Below are 18,908 nucleotides of genomic sequence, written 5' to 3'. Positions count from 1 at the left end.
CGGCTCCGGCAAGGGAATCAGACGCACTCGGTAGCGATGCCCGCGGGGCGGCGGCGCTCCAGTGCCACACTGGCCATCGTAGCAACCAGCCCGGCCACCGTCACAGGAGCACCGGCCAGGCTCACCACCGGGAATGCATAGCCGGCGGCGATGACGGCACCACCCAACCACGCGCCACCGGCATTGCCGAGGTTGAAGGCGGCGATATTCAGGGTGGACGCGAGGTTCGGCGCATCGCCGGCCACGTGCACCACGCGGGACTGCAGCGGCGCGACGGTGGCGAACGAGGCAATGCCCCAGACGAAGACGGTCACGATCGAGGCGATGGTGCTGTGCATCGTCCAGGCGAAGGCGGCCATGAGCAGCGCGAGCACGACCAGGATACCCATCAGGGAGGGCATCAGGCGCCAGTCGGCCAGACGTCCGCCGAGCATGTTGCCGATGGTGGTACCCAGGCCGAACAGCACCAGCACGGCGCCGGTCCAGTGCGGGCTTATGCCGGATACGTCCTGCAGGATCGGGGCGATGTAGGTGAACACGGTAAACACGCCGCCGAAGCCCAGCACGGTCATACCCAGCGCGATCAGCACCTGCGGTTCACGCAGCACGCGCAGCTCCGTGCCCATGTGCGGCGCCTTGAGGTTCGGCAGCGCCGGGACAAAGCGCGCCACGGCGATCGCCGCGACGACCCCCAGGGCGGTCACCGCCCAGAAGGTGGAGCGCCAGCCGGCCCACTGGCCAAGGAAGGTGCCGAACGGCACGCCCAGCACGTTGGCCAGGGTGAGCCCGGCGAACATCAGGGCGATGGCGCGGGCACGCTGGTTGGCCGGGACCAGATGGGCCGCGACCACGGCGCCAATACCGAAGAACGAACCGTGACAGAAGGCGGCGACTACGCGGGCCACCATCAGCACGTCGTAGTTCCAGGCGACGGCACACAAGGCGTTGCCGATAATAAAGAAGCCCATGAGCAGCAACAGGGCGCGCTTGCGTTCAAGTCTTGCGGTGAGCGCCGCCAGCAGCGGCGCACCCACGGCCACGCCCAGCGCGTAGCCCGAGACCAGCATGCCGGCGGCCGGGATGCCCACGTGCAGGTCCGCCGCCACCTCCGGCAGCAGGCCCATGATCACGAACTCGGTGGTGCCAATGGCAAAGGCTGCCACGGCAAGTGCCAGCAAGGGCAGACGGGAGGATGACGAACCCATAGGATAGGCTCCGAAGAAGGAGAGAATGCGTGCATTTTCCCGCCCTGCCCGCCCGGCGAAAACGCCCCGGCGCGACAAAGACTCTTGCCGCAAACTTGAATATCGGAGCGCCCCCGGCATGATCGCCACGCTGATCGCCATCGCCGCCCTCGCCCTGCACGCTGCCGGCGTGCTGGCGGCCATGCACGCGGTGATGAATACCCGTACCGCCCAGGGCGCCTTCGCCTGGGTGCTGGGGCTGGTGCTGGTACCTTATGTCACCCTGGTGCCCTACCTGTTCCTGGGTGCCAGCCGCTTCGGTGGCTATGTGGACCTGCACCGCCAGCGCCAGGCCCGCTTCTTCATGCTCCACGCCGAAGCCGAGCACCCGGCCCGCCCGGGCGTGGCCCCGCATCCGCAGCCCGTGCACGATCCGCGCTACAGCGCGATCGGCCGCATGCTTAAGACGCCGATGCACGCAGGGAACAACCTTTCGCTACATATCGACGGCGAGGCGGCGTTCCAGGCGATGTTCGCCGCCATGGCCCGTGCCGAACACTACGTGCTCGTGCAGTTCTTCATCATCCACGACGATGGCCTGGGTGGCCGCCTTCGCGACGCGTTGCTCGCTTGCGCGGCGCGCGGGGTCCGGGTGTGCCTGTTGTACGACAGCATTGGCAGCCACGCTCTCCCCGATGCGTATGTGGAGACACTGCGCAAAGGTGGCGTCGATGTACGCCGCTTCGCCACGCGCCGCTTCCGCAACCGCTTCCAGCTGAACTTCCGCAACCACCGCAAGGTGGTCGTCGTGGATGGTGAACGCGGCTTCGTGGGTGGATTGAACGCAGGCGATGAATACCTTGGCCTGAAACCGCCGCTGGCACCGTGGCGCGACACGCACATGCAGATTGAAGGCCCTGCCGTCGCCGATCTACAGCGCGTGTTCGGAGAAGACTGGTATTGGGTCTCCGGCGAACGACCGCCTTCCATGCCACCGCCGGAACGTTGCGGGCGGGCGAACACCATGATCGTCGCCACCGGCCCGGCCGACCGCCAGGAAAGCTGCTCACTGTTCTTCACCCAGGCCATCCACGCGGCAAAGAAACGCGTCTGGATCACCAGCCCCTACTTCGTCCCCGACCAGGCGGTGTTCGGTGCACTGCGGCTGGCCGTGTTCCGTGGCGTCGACGTGCGCATCCTCATTCCGTCGCGGCCGGACCACCGCACCGTGTTCGCGGCATCCACCTTGTACGCCCACGAGGCCACGCTGGCCGGCGTTCGGATGTTCCGCTACCTGCCCGGCTTCATCCACCAGAAGGTGATGTTGGTCGACAGCGACACGGCCGTCGTGGGCAGCATGAACCTGGATAACCGCAGCTTCCGCCTGAACTTCGAAATCTCGGCGTTGAACGTGGATCCGGCGTTTGCGACCGAGGTGGAAACCATGCTGAAGGCGGACTTCGCCCAGGCCTATGAAGTAAACCCGAACGATTACCGCCGGCTGCCGTACCTGCGCCGTGTGGCACTGCATGTGGCCCGGCTGTTCGATCCCGTGCTTTAAGGCCCTTGCTGTAACGTGGTTACTGCGCTCAACTCCGGGCATACGGGCACACTCACGTGGCCCGCGCTCCTACACCAGCCCTGGGAGATCTCGGCGCATGCTCCGTACCCTCGCTTTCCTCACCGCCGCTGTCGTCGGCACCGCCTCGGCCGCACCGGCACAGTTCGCCGAACGCTCGATCGATGTGCACGGCAAGACCTATCGGTATCAGGTGTTCATCCCCGCCGATGTGAAGTCGCACCCCGCCGTGGTGCTGTTCCTGCACGGCAGTGGCGAGCGCGGCGACGATAACCAGAAGCAGATGTCGCAGGGCCTGCCGCCGTGGCTGAAGGAGCACATGGATTTCCCGGCCGTGGTCGTGATTCCCCAGGCGCCGGATGACACGGAATGGACGGACAAGGCGGATGCGGATTTCGCCATGGCCGCGCTGGAAAAGAGCGTCAAGGAATTCGATGGCGATCGTAAGCGCCTGTACCTCACCGGCCTGTCCATGGGCGGCTACGGCTCGTGGCAACTGGCGGCCGACCACCCGGATACGTTCGCCGCGGCCGCGATCATCTGCGGCGGCATCGTCCCGCTGCCCGATCCCGAAGGCCGCCAGCTCTATGTGCACGGCGTGCCGAAGGGCCAGGACCCGTACACCTGGGTGGCGCAGAAGATCGGCAAGACGCCGGTGTGGATCTTCCACGGCGGCGACGACAACGTGGTGCCGACCGAGGAATCGCGGAAGATGAATGCGGCGCTGGTGAAGCGCGGCGCCGTCGTGAAATACAGCGAGTTCCCGGGCGTGAACCACGGATCGTGGATGAAGGCGTATGCCACGCCGGATCTGTGGGAGTGGATGTTCGCCCACACCCGTTAAAAAGCACGCGCCAACACAAACGCGTCGCGCCACCGTAGGAGCCCACCCTGTGGGCGACGCCGTTCGCGAAAGACCCGCAAGGCCCCCACCACGAGGCGAAAGATGTCGCCCACAGGGTGGGCTCCTACGGCAATGCGTTTACGGGTTGCGGATGTGGTGAATCAGGTCTTTCAGGCCACCCGAGAACGCGGCCCAGCCGATGCTCGCGCCCACCAGGGCGCCCAGCATCTCGAACAACACGCGCAGGCCCATCGAATCCGGGTCGTGCACCGCGGCCAGCTTCACCCGCAGCAGCTGCGGTGACTGGATGGGCACGAAGTTGAAGTAGAACGAGTTCCAGATGTCCTCGCCGCCAGCGAGGAAGAAGGCGAGCAGCACCGCGATCGTGAGCTCCATGCCGGTGCTCCAGCCATTGGCCTTGCCGAACAGGTGCACCAGCAGGTAGACGACGATGCCGGCCAGCAGCGCGATGCCGCCGACCTCCAGGGCACCTTCGATGCCGTAACCCATCCAGCTGCGATCGTAGGGCATGGTGCCGACTCGTGAGGGATCAGGCGGGCATTATGCCCGCGCGTCGGCGGTTTCGGTGCGCGGCGGGCGCCCGTGGCGCATATACAGTGCGAACGAGAGGAACACCGCCGCCAGCGATGCGGCGCTGGCCGCAAGGAAGATGGCCGGGTAATCGTAAAGTCCCGCGATCCAGCCGCCCACCGGGCCGGTTAGGCCGAGTGCCACATCGAGGAACACCGAGTACGCACCCAATGCCGCGCCACGGTTGTGATTGCTCACGCGACTCACCGCTTCCACGCCCAGCGCCGGGAACACGAGGGCGAAACCCGAACCCGTGAGGGCGGCGCCGGCCAGCGACGCGTGCGGCGTGGTGCCGAACCACAGCAGCAGTAGGCCAAGGCACTCCACCGCCAGCGAAACGATCGCCACGCGGTAGCCACCGAACTTGTCGATGGCGTTGCCGAAGATCAGGCGAATGCCGATGAAGCAACCGCCGAACAGCGAGAGCGAAAGCGCGGCGTCCTGCCAGCCGCGGCTCGCGTAGTACAGCGCGACGAAGGTGGAGAGTGAGCCGAAGCCGATGGAACCGAGGGCGAGGCCAATACCGTAGGCCGATACACGGGAAAGCACGCTTTTGAACGGAAGGCGTTCGCCATGCGTCGGCACGACGCGGGCTTTCAGCATCGCGAACGGCAACGCCACGGCACCGAGCAGGAAACCCACCACGCCCAGCGAGAGGAAACCAAAATGCTGCGACAGGGCCACACCCAACGGCGCACCGAGGGCGATGCCGCCGTAGGTCGCGATGCCGTTCCAGGAAATGACCCGGGCGGTGTGTTCACCGCCAATGCCGCCGATGCCCCACGTGATCGCGCCCGTGCTGACCCAGCTTTCGGCGAAACCCAGGCCAAGGCGGCTCATGAGGATGAGCGCCAGCGACAGGACCGGCATGCCGGGTGCCAATGCACCCAGCGCCAGGAACAACCCGGAGAGCGCGAGGACGATCAGGCCCGCCACCACGGTGCGTTTCGGCCCCATCGCATCCGCCATGCGCCCCGCATGCGGCCGGCTCAGCAGCGTCGCAAGATACTGCGCACTGACGGCAAGCCCGGCGAGCACGGTGGAATAGCCAAGGTCGTTATGTACATAGCCCGGCAGCACCGCCAGCGGGATACCGATGCTGAGGTAGCAAAGGAATGAGAAGACGACCGCGGAAAGAATCCGCGCGGTGACGGCAAAACGCCGTCCGCGATGGGGAACGAGGGATGGGAGCGACATGGCGGCCTCATTATAAGGGCTAATGCTGCGCTGCGACATCGCACCGCATGAAGCCTTTTTCATCGAGCCAAAGCCCCATGCGCGTTTGGGGCGTGCACCGCGCTGCGGCTATGGGGCGTGCACCGCCCTGCGGCTATGGGGCGGACCCAGCCCTCCGGTATGGGGCGTACCCCGCACGTTGTAGGAGCGCGCTTGCGCGCGATGGGTGCTTGCGGCGAAGCCGGATCGCGCGCAAGCGCGCTCCTACATGAGTCGGGCTAATCCAGCAGGACCGGCTGGCCGGATTGCTGCGATTCGCGCAGCGCGATCGCGATGCGCGTGGCCTCCACCGCATCGTCCATGGTCAGGTCGAACGGGGTGTCATCGAGTACGGCATCCACGAAGTGCCGTGCCTGGGTCACGAAGGCCGGGGCGAAGCGCTCGTAGAACGACGGCAGCACCGTGTTGCGCACGCCGGCGGCATCGGCGATCTCCACGCGATCGGCGCGCGGGTTGCGGCCGACGCTCACCTTACCGGCCGTACCAGTCACGTCAGTGTGCGTGTCGTGGCCGTGCGCCTGCGTGCGCGACGCATAGAACATCGCCATCTGCCCGCCTTCGAACTCGACGATGGCGATGCCGTTGTCCACATCGTTGATAGCTTCCAGCGGGGGATACATCGCGACGGTGCCCGTGGCATACACCTTCTTCGCCTTGGGCCGGCCCAACAACCAACGTGCCAGATCCACGTCATGCACGCTGCAATCCAGGAAGATGCCACCGCTGGTCGGGGCGAACTTCAGGAAAGCGCCCGTGGGATCGGCCAGATCGGTCGTCTGCGAATACACCAGGAACGGCCGGCCAATGCCGCCCGCCTCGATATGCATGAATGCGTGGCGGTAGCTTTCGTCGAAGCGGCGCACGAAACCGACCATGGCGCGCTTCGACGCCTTGGCCGCGTGCGCGGCAGCGCGGCGGCAATCCTCCAGTTCCAGCGAGAGCGGCTTCTCGCAAAACACGTGCTTGCCCGCATCGAGCGCCTGCTCGATCTGCGCCGCGTGCAGCGACGTGGGCGTGACCAGCACCACGGCATCGACCGATGGATCGGCGAGCATTTGTTCGTAGGTGTCATGGATGGTGGGCACGCCCAGCGTGTCGCGCGCCCAGGCACGTTCGCTTTCCACGGGGCTGCACACCGCCACCAGTTCCGCCCGAGGTACCGCCCGGGCGAGGTTTTCGGCATAGCGCTGGCCGAGCCGGCCCAGGCCGGCCAGGCCGATACGAAGCTTGGTCATGGCGTGAACTCCCTTAGATGTTCACGGCCACGGCCTGGCCCTCGCGCCACGAACGTGCGGCGGCTTCGGCGAGTTCCAGTGCCTTGATGCCATCGGCAATCGTCGTGCGCACCGGCGTGCCCGCAGCCAGCGCGTCGAAGAAATGCGCTATCTCTGCCGCATAGGCTTCGCGGTAGCGTTCGAGGAAGAAATGCTCCGGCAGATCGTGCGCAATGTTCTTCGCGGTATGCGAGACCACTTGGGTAGGCGTCACGTTGCCGGCCTGAAGCATGCCCTTGCTGCCCAGCACCTCGAAGCGCTGGTCGTAGCCATAAGCTGCCCGGCGCGACGTGTTGATCTGGCACAGCTTGCCGCTCTTCGTGCGGATGGTGACTGCCGTCGTATCGATATCGCCCGCACCTTCAATGGCGGGATCGGTCAGGCAGCTTCCCGCGGCGTGCACGCTCACCGCTTCTTCGCCAAGGATCCAGCGGAAGATGTCGAAATCATGGATCAGCATGTCCTTGAACACGCCACCCGAGCTCTTGATGTAGTTCACCGGCGGCGCGCCCGGGTCGCGGCTCGTCACGATCAACACTTCCGGCGTACCCACCTCTCCCTCGTCAAGCCGCTTCTTCAGCGACGAGAACGTGGGATCGAAGCGGCGCTGGAACGCGATCATGCAGACCACGCCAGCCTTCTCGACGGCGGCCTGGCACGAGCGCGCGCGCTCCACATCCAGATCCACGGGCTTCTCGCAGAAAATGGCCTTGCCGGCGGCGGCTGCGCGGTGGATCAAATCGGCGTGTGTATCCGTGCTCGATCCGATCACTACCGCGCCGACCGCCGGGTCATTCAACGCTTCCTCGACACTGGCCACCTTCGCACCATGTTTGTCGGCCAGTTCCTTTGCCGAGGGCTCATGCACATCCACCACGTAGCGCAGGCGCGCCTCGGGGTGGCGGGCGACGTTGCCCGCGTGGATCTTGCCGATGCGACCGGCACCAAAGATCGCGACTTCAATCATCGTATTCTCCTCGGGGAAGCGTTTCTTCGACGGTTAGTTCGAGCTTGTAAGCGAGCGCGACGAACAGGGCCTGGCACAGGCACATCGTGCTGGTGAGGCCGCGGAAGGCGAACGCACTGCCCTCCTTCACCTTCAAAAGCACATCGGAGTGGCGCGCCAGGGGGCCCAGGTCGCTTTCGGTAATGGCCAGCACTTTCGCGTGGTGTTGCTGCGCGACGCGCATGGCGTAGAGGGTTTCCTTGCCGAACGGCGGGAAGCTGATAGCGATGAGCGCATCGCCCTTGCCCATGCTGCGCAGCTGTTCGCGGAACATGCCACCCAGCCCGCTTACCAGATGCACGCGCTTTTGCGTGTGCTGCAGGGCGTAGGCGATGTATGTAGCGATGGCGAACGAGCGGCGCACGCCCATGACGTAAATGTTTTCGGCCGCGGCCAGCGTATCCACCGCCTTCTGGAAGCGGACTTCATCGATCTCGGCCGCCAGCTCGTCCAGGCCCATGCGGCTCGCATCGATGAAGCGCGAGGCAATCTCGGCCGCCGCCATGCCGCCGGAACGGTTTTCGATCACGCTGCGGATGCGCTGCTGGTAGCTGCGTGAGGGCGCCGCCTGGGCGGTGAAGGCATCGCGGAACACCGCCTGCATTTCGCTGAAGCCGGTATAGCCGAAGCGCTGGGCGAAACGAACCACCGCCGATGCATGCACACCTGCGCCTTCGGCGATCTCACCGACGCGCTGGACCATGATCGAACTGCGATGTTCCTCAAGGTACCGGGCCACCCCCTGTAACTGGCGCGGGAGTGCCTCGAAATCCTCGGCGATGCGGCTCATCAGGGCATCGGCTTCGCTGCGTTTGGCCATCGGTGGCTCCAACAAGGGTCCGGCGGCATTGAAGCACCCATGGAATAGATTTTCCATTTATTTCGATGTTGCAATGCAAGTTGCAACCGTGGAACGGCCGGTCCATGCTCGGTCCGCTTTCGGCAAAACAGCGGCCGCAAGGCCGTTATCGCTTCGTTAGTCACCCATCCCGGCCGGGGAACCCGGTCATAAGTGGAGGCAATATGCGATTCAAACCGTTCCACGCCACGCTGGCAGCCGCCCTCGCCCTGGGCCTCGGCCTTGCCGCCCCCGCCTCCCAGGCAGCCCCCGGCGACCGCTACGTCCTCGTCACCCACGCCGCCGATTCCGATTCCTGGTGGAACACCATCAAGAACTCGATCAAGCAGGCGGGCGAAGACTTCGGCGTTGCCGTCGATTACCGCGGTTCGGGCAATGGTGACCTGGCCGAAATGGCCCGCCAGCTCGAATCCGCCGCCGCCCGCAACTACAAGGGCGTGGCGTTCGATATCGCCAATTACGACCAGCTGAAAGATCCTGCGGCCAAGGTCGCGGCCAAGGGCATTCCCATCGTCACGATCAACTCCGGCACGCCGGAGGAAAGCAAGAAGATCGGCGCGATCATGCACGTGGGCCAGGGCGAGTACGACGCGGGCAAGGCCGCTGGTGAACGCGCCAAGGCTGCCGGCATCAAGAGCTTCGTGTGCGTGAACCACTACGCCACCAACAACGCATCATTCGAGCGTTGCCAGGGCTATGCCGATGCGATCGGCGTGAAGGACTGGCGCTCCACCTCCATGATCGATACCGGCATGGACCCTACGGTGGTCTCGTCCAAGCTCACCGCTTACCTGCGTGCCCACCCGAAGACCCAGGCCATCCTGGCCCTTGGCCCGAACGCGGCCGAACCGGCCATCAAGGTGGTCGAGGACCTGCACCTGAAGGGCGCCATCAACTTCGGCACGTTCGATCTGTCACCCGCGATCATCGCGGGGATCAAGTCCGGCACCATCCAGTATGCGATCGACCAGCAGCCCTACCTGCAGGGTTACATGGGCATCGCCGCGCTGGTGATCGCGCACGACAAGAACACCAAGGACCCGGCCACGATCATCGCCGCGCTCAAGGCCAACCCGAAGTTCCAGGCGCGCCTGAAGGAATACGACCTCAAGCCCATCTACACCGCCAATGGCGTGAGCTCGGGCCCGGCCTTCGTCACGAAGGATAACGTCGCCACTGTCGAGAAGTACGCCGGCCAGTACCGCTGACCGACGGGAGAAACCCATGAGCGCCATCAACGAGAGCGTTACCAACATGATCCAGCGTCAGCGCGCGAATGCGCAGGAAGCACCGAAACCCACGGATGAACGCGTACGGAAGATATCCCCGTGGCGCGTATTGCTCGATCGGCCCGAACTGGGCTCCATCGCCGGCACCATTCTGGTCTTTGTGTTCTTTGCCATTACCGCGGGTGACTCGGGCATGTTCGCGCTCGATGGCGTCATCAACTGGGCAAAGGTCGCGGCGTACCTCGGCATCCTGGCCGTAGGCGCCTGCCTCCTCATGATCGCCGGCGAATTCGATCTTTCCATTGGCTCCATGATCGGCTTCGCCGGCGTCGTCGTCGCCATCCCGCCCATGTACTTGGGCTGGCCGTTGTGGGCCTCGGTCATCGCGGCGTTCGCCGTATGCATGGCACTGGGCTGGCTCAACGGCTACCTGGTCATGCGCACCAAGCTGCCATCGTTCATCGTCACCCTCGCCTTCATGTTCGTATTGCGTGGCCTCACCCTGGTGCTCTCCACCACCTTCGCCAACAGCACCATCGTGAGTGGCGTCGGCAGCAAGTTCGATGAAGCGCCGTTCGTATCGGCCCTGTTCTCCGGCACCACCCTGCATGGCCTGTTCACGTTCCTGGCCTCGCACGGCATCATCGAGTCCTTCCCCAACGGCGAGCCCGTGGTCGGCGGCATTCCCAAGGTGCTGCTGTGGTGGATCGCCCTGGCCGTCGTCGCGGGCTTCGTGCTGGCCCGCACCCGCTTCGGCAACTGGATCTATACCGTGGGTGGCGATGCCAACGCCGCCAAGAACGTGGGCGTGCCGGTGCGCCGGGTGAAGATCTCCCTGTTCGTGCTCACGGCGTTCTGCGCCTGCCTGTTCGGCGTCCTGCAGGTTGCCGAGTTCGGCTCCGCTGCGTCCGATCGCGGCCTCCAGAAAGAGTTCGAGGCCATCATCGCCGTGGTGATCGGCGGCACGCTGCTTACCGGCGGCTTCGGTTCGGTCATCGGCGCGTGTTTCGGCGCCATCATCTTTGGTGTCGTGCAGATCGGCATTTCCTACACCAACATCGATTCGGATTGGTATCGCGTGTTCCTCGGCGGCATGCTGCTTATCGCGGTGCTGTTCAACCACTACATCCGCAGCCGTGCTGCGAGCACGAAGTGAGGGCCCAGGCCATGGCAAGCGATTACATCCTTGAGCTCGACAACGTCAGCAAGTTCTTCGGCACCGTCATCGCCCTGCAGGGCGTCACGCTGAAGCTGAAGCGTGGCGAGGTCCACTGCCTGCTTGGCGACAACGGCGCCGGCAAGTCCACCCTGATCAAGACCCTGGCGGGCGTGCACCAGCCCAGCCAGGGTGAGTACCGCGTGGACGGTGAGGCGGTGAAGTTCAACTCACCCCGCGAGGCACTGGATCGCGGCATCGCCACGGTTTACCAGGATCTCGCCCTGGTCCCGCTCATGAGCGTGGCGCGCAACTTCTTCGCCGGCCGTGAGCCACGCCGGCGCATGTTCGGCGTGATCAACGTGCTCGACATGCGCTACGCGAACGAGACCGCGCGCGACAAGCTGGCCGAGATGGGCATCCACGTGCGTGATGCCAGCCAGCCGGTGGGCACCATGTCCGGTGGCGAGCGCCAGTGCCTGGCCATTGCGCGCGCCATCCACTTCGGTGCCAAGGTGCTGATCCTGGATGAGCCGACCGCAGCGCTTGGCGTCAAGCAGAGCTGCAACGTGCTCAAACTGATCCACAAGGCGCGCGAGCGCGGCATCTCGGTGATCTTCATCACCCACAACGTGCACCACGCCTACCCCATCGCCGACAGCTTCACGCTGCTCAACCGGGGCCAGTCCATGGGCACGTTTGCCAAGAGCGATATCACGAAGGAAGAGGTGCTCGACATGATGGCCGGCGGCACCGAGATCCAGAGCCTGGTCGATGAACTGGAAGGCCGTGCGGCCTGAAGAACACATATACCTATGCGTAATCCCCTGCCCCGTTCCACCTCCCGCCCCATTGACGTCGCCTGCCTCGGCCGGCTCGCAGTGGATCTTTATGCCCAGCAGATCGGCGCACGCCTGGAAGACGTAACCAGCTTCGCCAAATACCTTGGCGGGTCCTCCGCGAACGTCGCGTTCGGCACCGCCCGGCTGGGCCTGCATTCGGCCATGCTCTCGCGCGTGGGCGATGACCAGATGGGCACGTTCCTGCTTGAAACACTCACCAACGAAGGCTGCGATACCAGCCAGGTGAAGGTCGACCCGGAACGCCTGACGGCACTCGCCATCCTCGGCATCAAGGACAGCACCAGCTTCCCGCTGCTGTTCTACCGCGAGAACTGCGCCGACATGGCGCTACAGCCGGCTGATATCGACGAAGCGTTCATCGCCCGCTGCCGTGCGCTGGCCATCACTGGCACGCACCTGTCACAGCCGGGCGTTCTCGCGGCCAGCCAGCGTGCACTGGAGCTGGCGCGCAAGCACGACGTGCGCACGGTGCTCGATATCGACTACCGCCCCGTACTCTGGGGCCTTACCGGTCGCGGCAATGGCGAACAGCGATTTGTCGCCGCCGACCATGTCACGAAGCACCTGCAGGCCATCCTGCCTTCCTTCGACCTGATCGTCGGCACGGAGGAAGAGTTCCACATCGCCGGCGGCAGCGAGGACCTGATGGCCGCCCTGCACGCCGTACGCGGTGCGACCGATGCCACGCTGGTGGTGAAGCGAGGCCCGCTTGGCTGCTCCATCGTCGATGGCCCGATCCCGGCGCACATCGATGATGCTCCCACCTACCGCGGTGCACGCGTCGAGGTCCTCAATGTGTTGGGTGCGGGCGATGCCTTCCTGTCCGGGTTCCTCGCCGGCTGGCTGGGTGGCGAATCGATCGAGCGCGCCTGCGCCTGGGCGAACGCATGCGGCGCCATCGTGGTGTCGCGGCACGCGTGCGCACCGGCGATGCCCGGCCGTGCGGAACTGGATGCCTTCCTCACTCGCGAGGGCGGCATTACCCGGCCGGACCTCGATGCCGAGCTTTCGCACCTGCACCGCACGGCTGTGCCGCGCAAGGCGTGGAATGAGTTGTACGTCTTCGCGTTCGACCACCGCACGCCGTTCTTCGAACTTGCCCGCGAAGCCGGTGCCGATGAATCGCGCATTCCCAAACTGAAAACGTTGCTGGTGGAGGCCGTGGCGGCCACCGAGCGGGCTAACCAGCTGCAGGGGCACGTGGGCCTGCTGCTCGATGACCGCTACGGCCAGGATGCGCTTAATGCCGCGACGGGTCGTGGCTGGTGGATCGGCCGCCCCGTGGAAGTGCCGGGCTCCAACCCGCTCGAATTCGAACGCGGCCGCTCCATTGGCAGCCAACTGGTGAGCTGGCCCCGCGAGCACGTGATCAAGTGCCTCGTGCAGTTCGATCCCGATGCCGATCCCCTGCACCGCGTGGAGCAGGAAACCCAGCTGCTTGCGCTGTACGATGCCGCGCGCCTCAGTGGCCATGAGCTCCTGCTGGAAGTCATCCCGCCGGGCTGCACCAGCCAGGCCCAGCGCGACGAGCGCGTACTCCGTTCGCTCAAGCGCATCTATAACCTCGGCATCCGTCCCGACTGGTGGAAGCTATGCCCGCCCAGCCGCGATGCATGGGCCGCCATCGATGCGCTCATTGAAGAGCGCGATCCGTTCTGCCGCGGCGTGCTGCTGCTTGGCCTCAACGCGCCGGCGGAATCCCTCGCCGCCGGTTTCGTGGACGCAGCCAACAGCAGCACCTGCCGCGGTTTCGCGGTGGGCCGTACGTTGTTCAGCGAGCCGGCGAAGGCCTGGCTGGCAGGTCGTATCGACGATGACGCACTGATCAGCGAGGCAAAGGCGGCGTTCGAAGCCATGATCCATGCGTGGCAGCGGGGCGTACGCCGGGAACCCGCCCGCCCGGTCACGGAAGGCGCCGCCGCATGAGCGAGACGATCCGCCTAACCACCGCGCAGGCCCTGGTCCGCTACCTGCAGGCGCTCTACGCACGCGATGTGGACTCGGAAGAGGCCGAGCCGCTGTTCGGCGGCGTCTTCGCCATCTTCGGCCACGGCAACGTGGCCGGCCTTGGCGAGGCGCTGCATGAGGTGCGCGAGACGTTCCCCACGTTCCGCGCACACAACGAGCAGGCGATGGCACATGCCGCCATTGCGTATGCCAAAGCCAACATGCGCCGGAGCATGATGGCAGTCACCACCTCGATCGGCCCCGGTGCGACCAACCTGGTCACCGCTGCGGCGCTGGCCCACGTGAACCGGCTGCCGGTCCTGCTCCTCCCGGGCGATATCTTTGTGTCCCGCGCACCGGACCCCGTGCTGCAACAGCTGGAGGATTTCAGCGACGGCACGGTGTCGGTCAACGACTGCTTCCGTCCGGTGTCGCGCTACTTCGATCGCATCGTGCGACCCGAGCAACTCCTCACTGCGCTACCACGCGCCGTGCGTGCACTGACCGACCCGGCGCTATGTGGACCCGTGACGCTCGCGCTGCCGCAGGATGTCCAGGCCGAAGCCTACGACTTCCCCGTGTCGTTCTTCGAACCGCGCGAGATCGTGTTCCGCGCACCGCAGCCGACCGACGATGAACTGATGGTAGCCCTCGACGCCATCGAAGCGTCGGAACGGCCGGTGATCATCGCCGGCGGCGGCGCGTTGTATGCGAAGGCCACGCCGGAGCTCCTGGCCTTCGCCGACAAGCATGGCGTGCCTATCTGCGAGACGCAGGCCGGCAAGGGCGCTGTGCCATGGAATCATCCGCTGCAGCTGGGTCCCGCCGGCGTCTGCGGTTCGACAGCGGCAAATGCGCTGCTGCGCGACGCGGACCTCATCATCGCCGTCGGCACCCGCCTGCAGGATTTTACGACCGGTTCCAATGCGCTGTTCCGGCACATCCCCATCCTGTCGGTGAACGTGAACAGCTTCGACGCCCTCAAGGGCGACGGGCTCGAAGTGATCGGCGATGCCGCGCAAGTGCTCGATGACCTGAGTTTCGGCCTGGAAGACTGGGCCGCACCGGAAAGCTGGAGCACGCGGGCCCGCGAAGCAGCGACGGCGTGGGTGGATATCGTGTCCCGGATCACCGGCCAGCGCAGCCCGCCACCGGGCCGCCTGCCTTACGAAGGCGAAGTGATCGGCGCCGTGCAACGTTCCTCCACGAACTCGGCGCAGAGCGACATCGTGGTCTGCGCTGCAGGCACGCTCCCCGCCGAGCTGGAAAAGCTCTGGCGCACGGAAACGGCCGGCGGCTACCACATGGAGTACGGCTACTCGTGCATGGGCTACGAGATCGCCGGTGGCCTGGGCGTGAAAATGGCCCAGCCCGATCGCGAAGTCATCGTCATGGTGGGCGATGGCAGCTACCTGATGATGAACTCCGAGATCGCCACTTCGGTGATGCTCGATGCGAAGCTGATCATCGTGTTGCTCGATAACCGCGGCTACGGCTGCATCAACCGGCTGCAGCAGGCCACGGGCGGCGCTCCATTCAACAACATGTTCGACGATTGCGTGCAGGGGAGCCATGGTGCGCCCCGTATCGATTTCGCCGCGCACGCTCGCGCCCTGGGCGCCATCGCCGAGCACGTCGCCGATATCGCCGGGCTGGAAGCCGCGATGGAACGCGCCCGTGCCGCCGATCGCACCTATCTCATCAGCATCGATACAGACCACACGCGCACCACCGATGAAGGCGGCGTATGGTGGGATGTGGCGGTGCCGGAAGTCTCCACGCGGGAAGCCGTGCGCGATGCGCGCGCCGGCTATGAAACCGCCATCGTGGGCCGCAAGGCCGGGAACACGCCAGCATGAAGAACGATCCCATCCGCATCGGCATCAACCCGATCTCATGGAGCAACGACGACCTGCCCTCCCTGGGTGGCGAGACGCCTTTGTCCACCGCGCTCAGCGAGGGCAAGGCCATCGGTTATGAGGGCTTCGAGCTTGGCAACAAGTTTCCGAAGGAACCTGCGGAACTGCGCGACCTGATGGCCGGCTACGGCCTCGATGTGGTCAGCGGCTGGTACTCGGGCCGCGCCGCTGCCCGCCCGGCCAGCGAGGAGATCGTTGCCGTCGGCAAGCACTTGCGCTTGCTGGCCGAGAACGGCTGCAAGGTCATGGTATACGGCGAGGTCGCCAACGCCATCCAGGGCGAGCCGCAGCCGCTGTACAAGCGCCCGCGCTTCCGCACGCCCGACGAGTGGAAGCGCTACGGCGAAAACCTCACCGAGTTCGCGAAGTTCACCTTGTCACACGGTGTGCGCCTGGCCTACCACCATCACATGGGCGCCTACGTGGAATCCCCGGATGATGTCGATCAGCTCATGGCGAACACCGGCGACGAAGTGGGCCTGCTGTTTGATAGCGGCCATACCTACTTCGGCGGCGGCGATCCGGTGGCGGTGCTGGATAAACACATCGACCGCATCTGCCACGTGCACTGCAAGGACGTGCGCCCAGGCGTGATCCGGCTTGCGCGCAACCGGCACTGGACGTTCCTCGAATCGGTACTCAACGGTGCGTTCACCGTCCCGGGCGATGGCATCATCGATTTCGCCGGCATCATCCAGCGCCTGAAAGCCCACGGCTACAAGGGTTGGCTGGTGGTCGAGGCCGAGCAGGATCCTTCGGTCGCGCCGAGCTATGCCTATGCGGAGAAGGGCTACCAGACGCTGCGCTCGCTGCTGGACTGCCAGCCGGTGAAGGAGGTCGCATGAGCCTGCTGGTAAAGGCCGCCGCGCAAGGCGAAGCCATCGTCAAGGTCACGCCCGAATCCGCCCACTGGAAGCATGTGGGTTTCGAGGCACGCCGCCTGAAAGCCGGTGAAACCGCCACGCTCGCGCTGCCGGACGATCGTGAGGGCTGCCTGGTCGTATTGACGGGAACCGTCGACGTTCGCGTCGCGAACCAGAGCTGGCAGAACCTGGGGGGCCGCGCCAGCGTGTTCGACGAGCGCTCGCCGCATGCGGTGTATGCCCCGCCCTCCTCCACCTACACCGTGACCGCACACGACGATGCCGAACTCGCGCTGGCCTCGGCGCCAGCCACGGGGCGCTTCGAAGCCCGCCTGATCGAACCGACGACGATGAAGCGTTCGGTGCGCGGCACCGGCGCGAACACACGCTACGTCTGCGACATCCTCCCACAGACCGAACCCGCCGAGTCGCTGCTCGTCGTCGAAGTGCTCACCCCCGCCGGCCACTCCTCGAGCTATCCGCCACACAAGCACGATACCGACAACCTCCCCGAGGAGAGCGTGCTGGAAGAAACCTACTATCACCGCATCGATCCGCCGCAGGGCTTCGCCTTCCAGCGCGTGTATACCGACGCGCGCGATATCGATGAATCGATGGCCGTGGGCGATCACGATGTGGTGATGGTGCCGCGCGGCTACCACCCCGTCGTCATGCCGCACGGCTACCGCGGTTACTACCTGAATGTCATGGCGGGCCCACGCCGCGAATGGCACTTCCGCAACGATCCTGCCCACGAATGGATGATCGCGCGTTAAGCGCGCGACCGGAGACGTACGCCCCATGTCCGCACAGCCTGAAACCCTCGCCCCGTACCGTATCGGCCACTACATCGGCGGCAAGCCACACGCCGGCTCGCCCATCGGTACCGCTCCCGTCTACAACCCCGCCAGCGGCCGCGTGGCCGCCGAAGTCGACCTCGCCTCCGTGCAGGATATCGACACGGCCGTGCAATCCGCCCAGAGCGCGTTCCGCGCCTGGTCCGAAACGCCGCCGCTCAAGCGCGCACGCGTCATGTTCCGATTCAAGGAACTGATCGAACGCGATATGGACAAGCTTGCACGCATCATCGTCGCCGAACACGGCAAGGTGCTCTCCGATGCGAAAGGCGAAATTATCCGCGGACTTGAAGTGGTCGAATACGCCTGCGGCATTCCTGAACTGCTCAAGGGTGAATACACCGAGCAAATCGCCAACGGTATCGATGCATGGACCATGCGCCAGGCCATCGGTGTATGCGCCGGCATCACACCGTTCAATTTCCCGGCGATGGTGCCCATGTGGATGTTCCCCATGGCGATCGCTTGCGGCAATACATTCGTTCTCAAGCCCTCCGAACGTGATCCCTCGCTCGCCGTCGAACTAGCGATGCTGCTGAAAGAAGCAGGCATCCCCGATGGCGTATTCAACGTCGTGCATGGCGACAAGACCGCCGTGGATGCTCTCCTTGATCACCCACTCGTTCGTGCCGTCAGTTTTGTTGGCTCCACGCCCATCGCCGAGTACATCTACGCGCGTGGCACCGCCAAGGGTAAGCGCGTACAAGCCTTGGGTGGGGCCAAGAATCATATGATCGTCATGCCCGATGCCGACATCGACAAGACGGCGGATGCACTGATGGGAGCGGGCTATGGCGCAGCGGGCGAACGCTGCATGGCCATTTCGGTCGCTGTCGCCGTGGGCGAAGCGACGGCCGATGCACTGGTTGCCCGGCTCAAGCCTCGCGTCGAAGCGCTGCGAATCGGGCAAGGGCTGGATGAATCGGCCGAGATGGGCCCGGTGGTGACAGGTGCACATCGTGATCGCATCACCGGCTACATCGATGATGGCGAAGCCGCAGGTGCGGAACTCGTTGTGGATGGCCGCGGCTACCAGGTGCCGGGGTGCGAACAAGGCTTTTTTGTCGGCGGCACGTTGTTCGATCGCGTGACGCCAGCGATGCGAATCTACAAGGAAGAAATCTTTGGTCCCGTCCTTTGCGTGGTTCGCGTCCCCGATTTCGCGACTGCGTTGAAGCTTGTCGACGAGCATGAATATGGCAACGGCACCGCCATCTTCACGCGGGATGGACAGGTGGCGCGCGAATTTGCGCACCGGGTTCAGGTAGGCATGATCGGCATCAACGTGCCAATTCCTGTACCGATGGCATTTCATAGTTTTGGCGGATGGAAGAAAAGCCTCATGGGCGATCACCATGCCCATGGCCCGGAATCCGTACGTTTCTACACACGACAGAAGGCTGTAACCCAGCGTTGGCTGAACCAAGACGAAAGCGCGGGCGCCGAATTTGCCATGCCCACCCATTAGTCCGACAAAAACGTATACGCTTCGCCGGTTGTG

The 18,908-nt window shown here is 65.0% G+C and carries 16 protein-coding genes; 10 read left to right on the top strand and 6 right to left on the bottom strand.

All coding sequences use genetic code 11. From position 1 onward, the window contains the following. Positions 1-17: 17 nt before the first annotated feature. On the bottom strand, positions 18-1,205 hold the full coding sequence (locus L2Y97_RS03840; RefSeq protein ID WP_247433213.1) for an MFS transporter: 1,188 nt from the start codon (positions 1,203-1,205) through the stop codon (positions 18-20). 118 nt (positions 1,206-1,323) lie between these two features. On the opposite strand from L2Y97_RS03840, the gene cls reads away from it, so the two are divergent. Together cls and L2Y97_RS03830 are read left to right on the top strand one after the other, a co-directional pair. Continuing rightward, entirely contained in the window at positions 1,324-2,745 is a 1,422-nt protein-coding gene (gene cls, locus L2Y97_RS03835) for a cardiolipin synthase (RefSeq protein WP_247433211.1), read from the top strand. Positions 2,746-2,842: 97 nt separating this feature from the next. After that, entirely contained in the window at positions 2,843-3,607 is a 765-nt protein-coding gene (locus L2Y97_RS03830; protein ID WP_247433208.1) for a carboxylesterase family protein, read from the top strand. A gap of 138 nt (positions 3,608-3,745) precedes the next feature. Here L2Y97_RS03830 and L2Y97_RS03825 read toward each other — a convergent pair whose 3' ends face one another. The 5 genes from L2Y97_RS03825 to L2Y97_RS03805 form a co-directional block, all read right to left on the bottom strand. Beyond that, positions 3,746-4,138 carry a hypothetical protein gene (locus L2Y97_RS03825; RefSeq protein ID WP_247433206.1) on the bottom strand — a complete coding sequence of 131 codons (393 nt, stop codon included), beginning with the start codon at positions 4,136-4,138 and terminating at the stop codon, positions 3,746-3,748. Positions 4,139-4,168: 30 nt separating this feature from the next. Further along, a complete protein-coding gene (locus L2Y97_RS03820; RefSeq protein WP_247433203.1) occupies positions 4,169-5,395 on the bottom strand; it encodes an MFS transporter in 1,227 nt (408 codons plus the stop codon). Between the two features lie 257 nt (positions 5,396-5,652). Next, positions 5,653-6,669: a Gfo/Idh/MocA family oxidoreductase gene (locus tag L2Y97_RS03815; protein WP_247433201.1), complete on the bottom strand. Its 1,017-nt coding sequence runs from the start codon at positions 6,667-6,669 to the stop codon at positions 5,653-5,655. Between the two features lie 13 nt (positions 6,670-6,682). Next, on the bottom strand, positions 6,683-7,675 hold the full coding sequence (gene iolG, locus L2Y97_RS03810) for an inositol 2-dehydrogenase (protein ID WP_247433198.1): 993 nt from the start codon (positions 7,673-7,675) through the stop codon (positions 6,683-6,685). Further along, the gene (locus tag L2Y97_RS03805) at positions 7,668-8,534 is read right to left on the bottom strand and encodes a MurR/RpiR family transcriptional regulator (protein WP_247433195.1); all 867 of its coding nucleotides are present in this window, start codon (positions 8,532-8,534) and stop codon (positions 7,668-7,670) included. Before L2Y97_RS03805 ends, iolG begins: the two co-directional genes overlap by 8 nt. 203 nt (positions 8,535-8,737) lie before the next feature. Here L2Y97_RS03805 and L2Y97_RS03800 point away from each other — a divergent pair, with 203 nt between their 5' ends. The 8 genes from L2Y97_RS03800 to L2Y97_RS03765 are packed head-to-tail and all read left to right on the top strand — an operon-like array spanning position 8,738 to position 18,875. Further along, positions 8,738-9,781 carry a sugar ABC transporter substrate-binding protein gene (locus tag L2Y97_RS03800; protein WP_247433192.1) on the top strand — a complete coding sequence of 348 codons (1,044 nt, stop codon included), beginning with the start codon at positions 8,738-8,740 and terminating at the stop codon, positions 9,779-9,781. A gap of 16 nt (positions 9,782-9,797) precedes the next feature. Further along, the gene (locus L2Y97_RS03795) at positions 9,798-10,958 is read left to right on the top strand and encodes an ABC transporter permease (RefSeq protein WP_247433190.1); all 1,161 of its coding nucleotides are present in this window, start codon (positions 9,798-9,800) and stop codon (positions 10,956-10,958) included. A gap of 11 nt (positions 10,959-10,969) precedes the next feature. Continuing rightward, positions 10,970-11,758, top strand: a complete 789-nt coding sequence (locus L2Y97_RS03790) for an ATP-binding cassette domain-containing protein (RefSeq protein ID WP_247433187.1) — start codon at positions 10,970-10,972, stop codon at positions 11,756-11,758. Positions 11,759-11,773: 15 nt separating this feature from the next. Further along, positions 11,774-13,747 carry a bifunctional 5-dehydro-2-deoxygluconokinase/5-dehydro-2-deoxyphosphogluconate aldolase gene (locus tag L2Y97_RS03785; RefSeq protein ID WP_247433185.1) on the top strand — a complete coding sequence of 658 codons (1,974 nt, stop codon included), beginning with the start codon at positions 11,774-11,776 and terminating at the stop codon, positions 13,745-13,747. Beyond that, positions 13,744-15,627, top strand: coding sequence for a 3D-(3,5/4)-trihydroxycyclohexane-1,2-dione acylhydrolase (decyclizing) (gene iolD, locus L2Y97_RS03780; RefSeq protein WP_247433182.1), 1,884 nt, complete (start codon positions 13,744-13,746; stop codon positions 15,625-15,627). The genes L2Y97_RS03785 and iolD overlap by 4 nt, the downstream gene beginning before the upstream one ends. Beyond that, entirely contained in the window at positions 15,624-16,532 is a 909-nt protein-coding gene (gene iolE / locus L2Y97_RS03775) for a myo-inosose-2 dehydratase (protein ID WP_247433180.1), read from the top strand. Before iolD ends, iolE begins: the two co-directional genes overlap by 4 nt. Continuing rightward, the gene (gene iolB / locus L2Y97_RS03770; protein WP_247433177.1) at positions 16,529-17,326 is read left to right on the top strand and encodes a 5-deoxy-glucuronate isomerase; all 798 of its coding nucleotides are present in this window, start codon (positions 16,529-16,531) and stop codon (positions 17,324-17,326) included. The genes iolE and iolB overlap by 4 nt, the downstream gene beginning before the upstream one ends. A 25-nt stretch (positions 17,327-17,351) precedes the next feature. Beyond that, a complete protein-coding gene (locus tag L2Y97_RS03765) occupies positions 17,352-18,875 on the top strand; it encodes a CoA-acylating methylmalonate-semialdehyde dehydrogenase (protein WP_247433174.1) in 1,524 nt (507 codons plus the stop codon). Positions 18,876-18,908 lie beyond the last annotated feature (33 nt).

It is taken from the genome of Luteibacter aegosomatissinici (assembly GCF_023078495.1).
In the GTDB taxonomy this organism is placed as follows: domain Bacteria; phylum Pseudomonadota; class Gammaproteobacteria; order Xanthomonadales; family Rhodanobacteraceae; genus Luteibacter; species Luteibacter aegosomatissinici.
The sequence above is the reverse complement of the archived record's forward strand: the minus strand, read 5'-3'. Positions and strand labels throughout refer to the sequence as shown.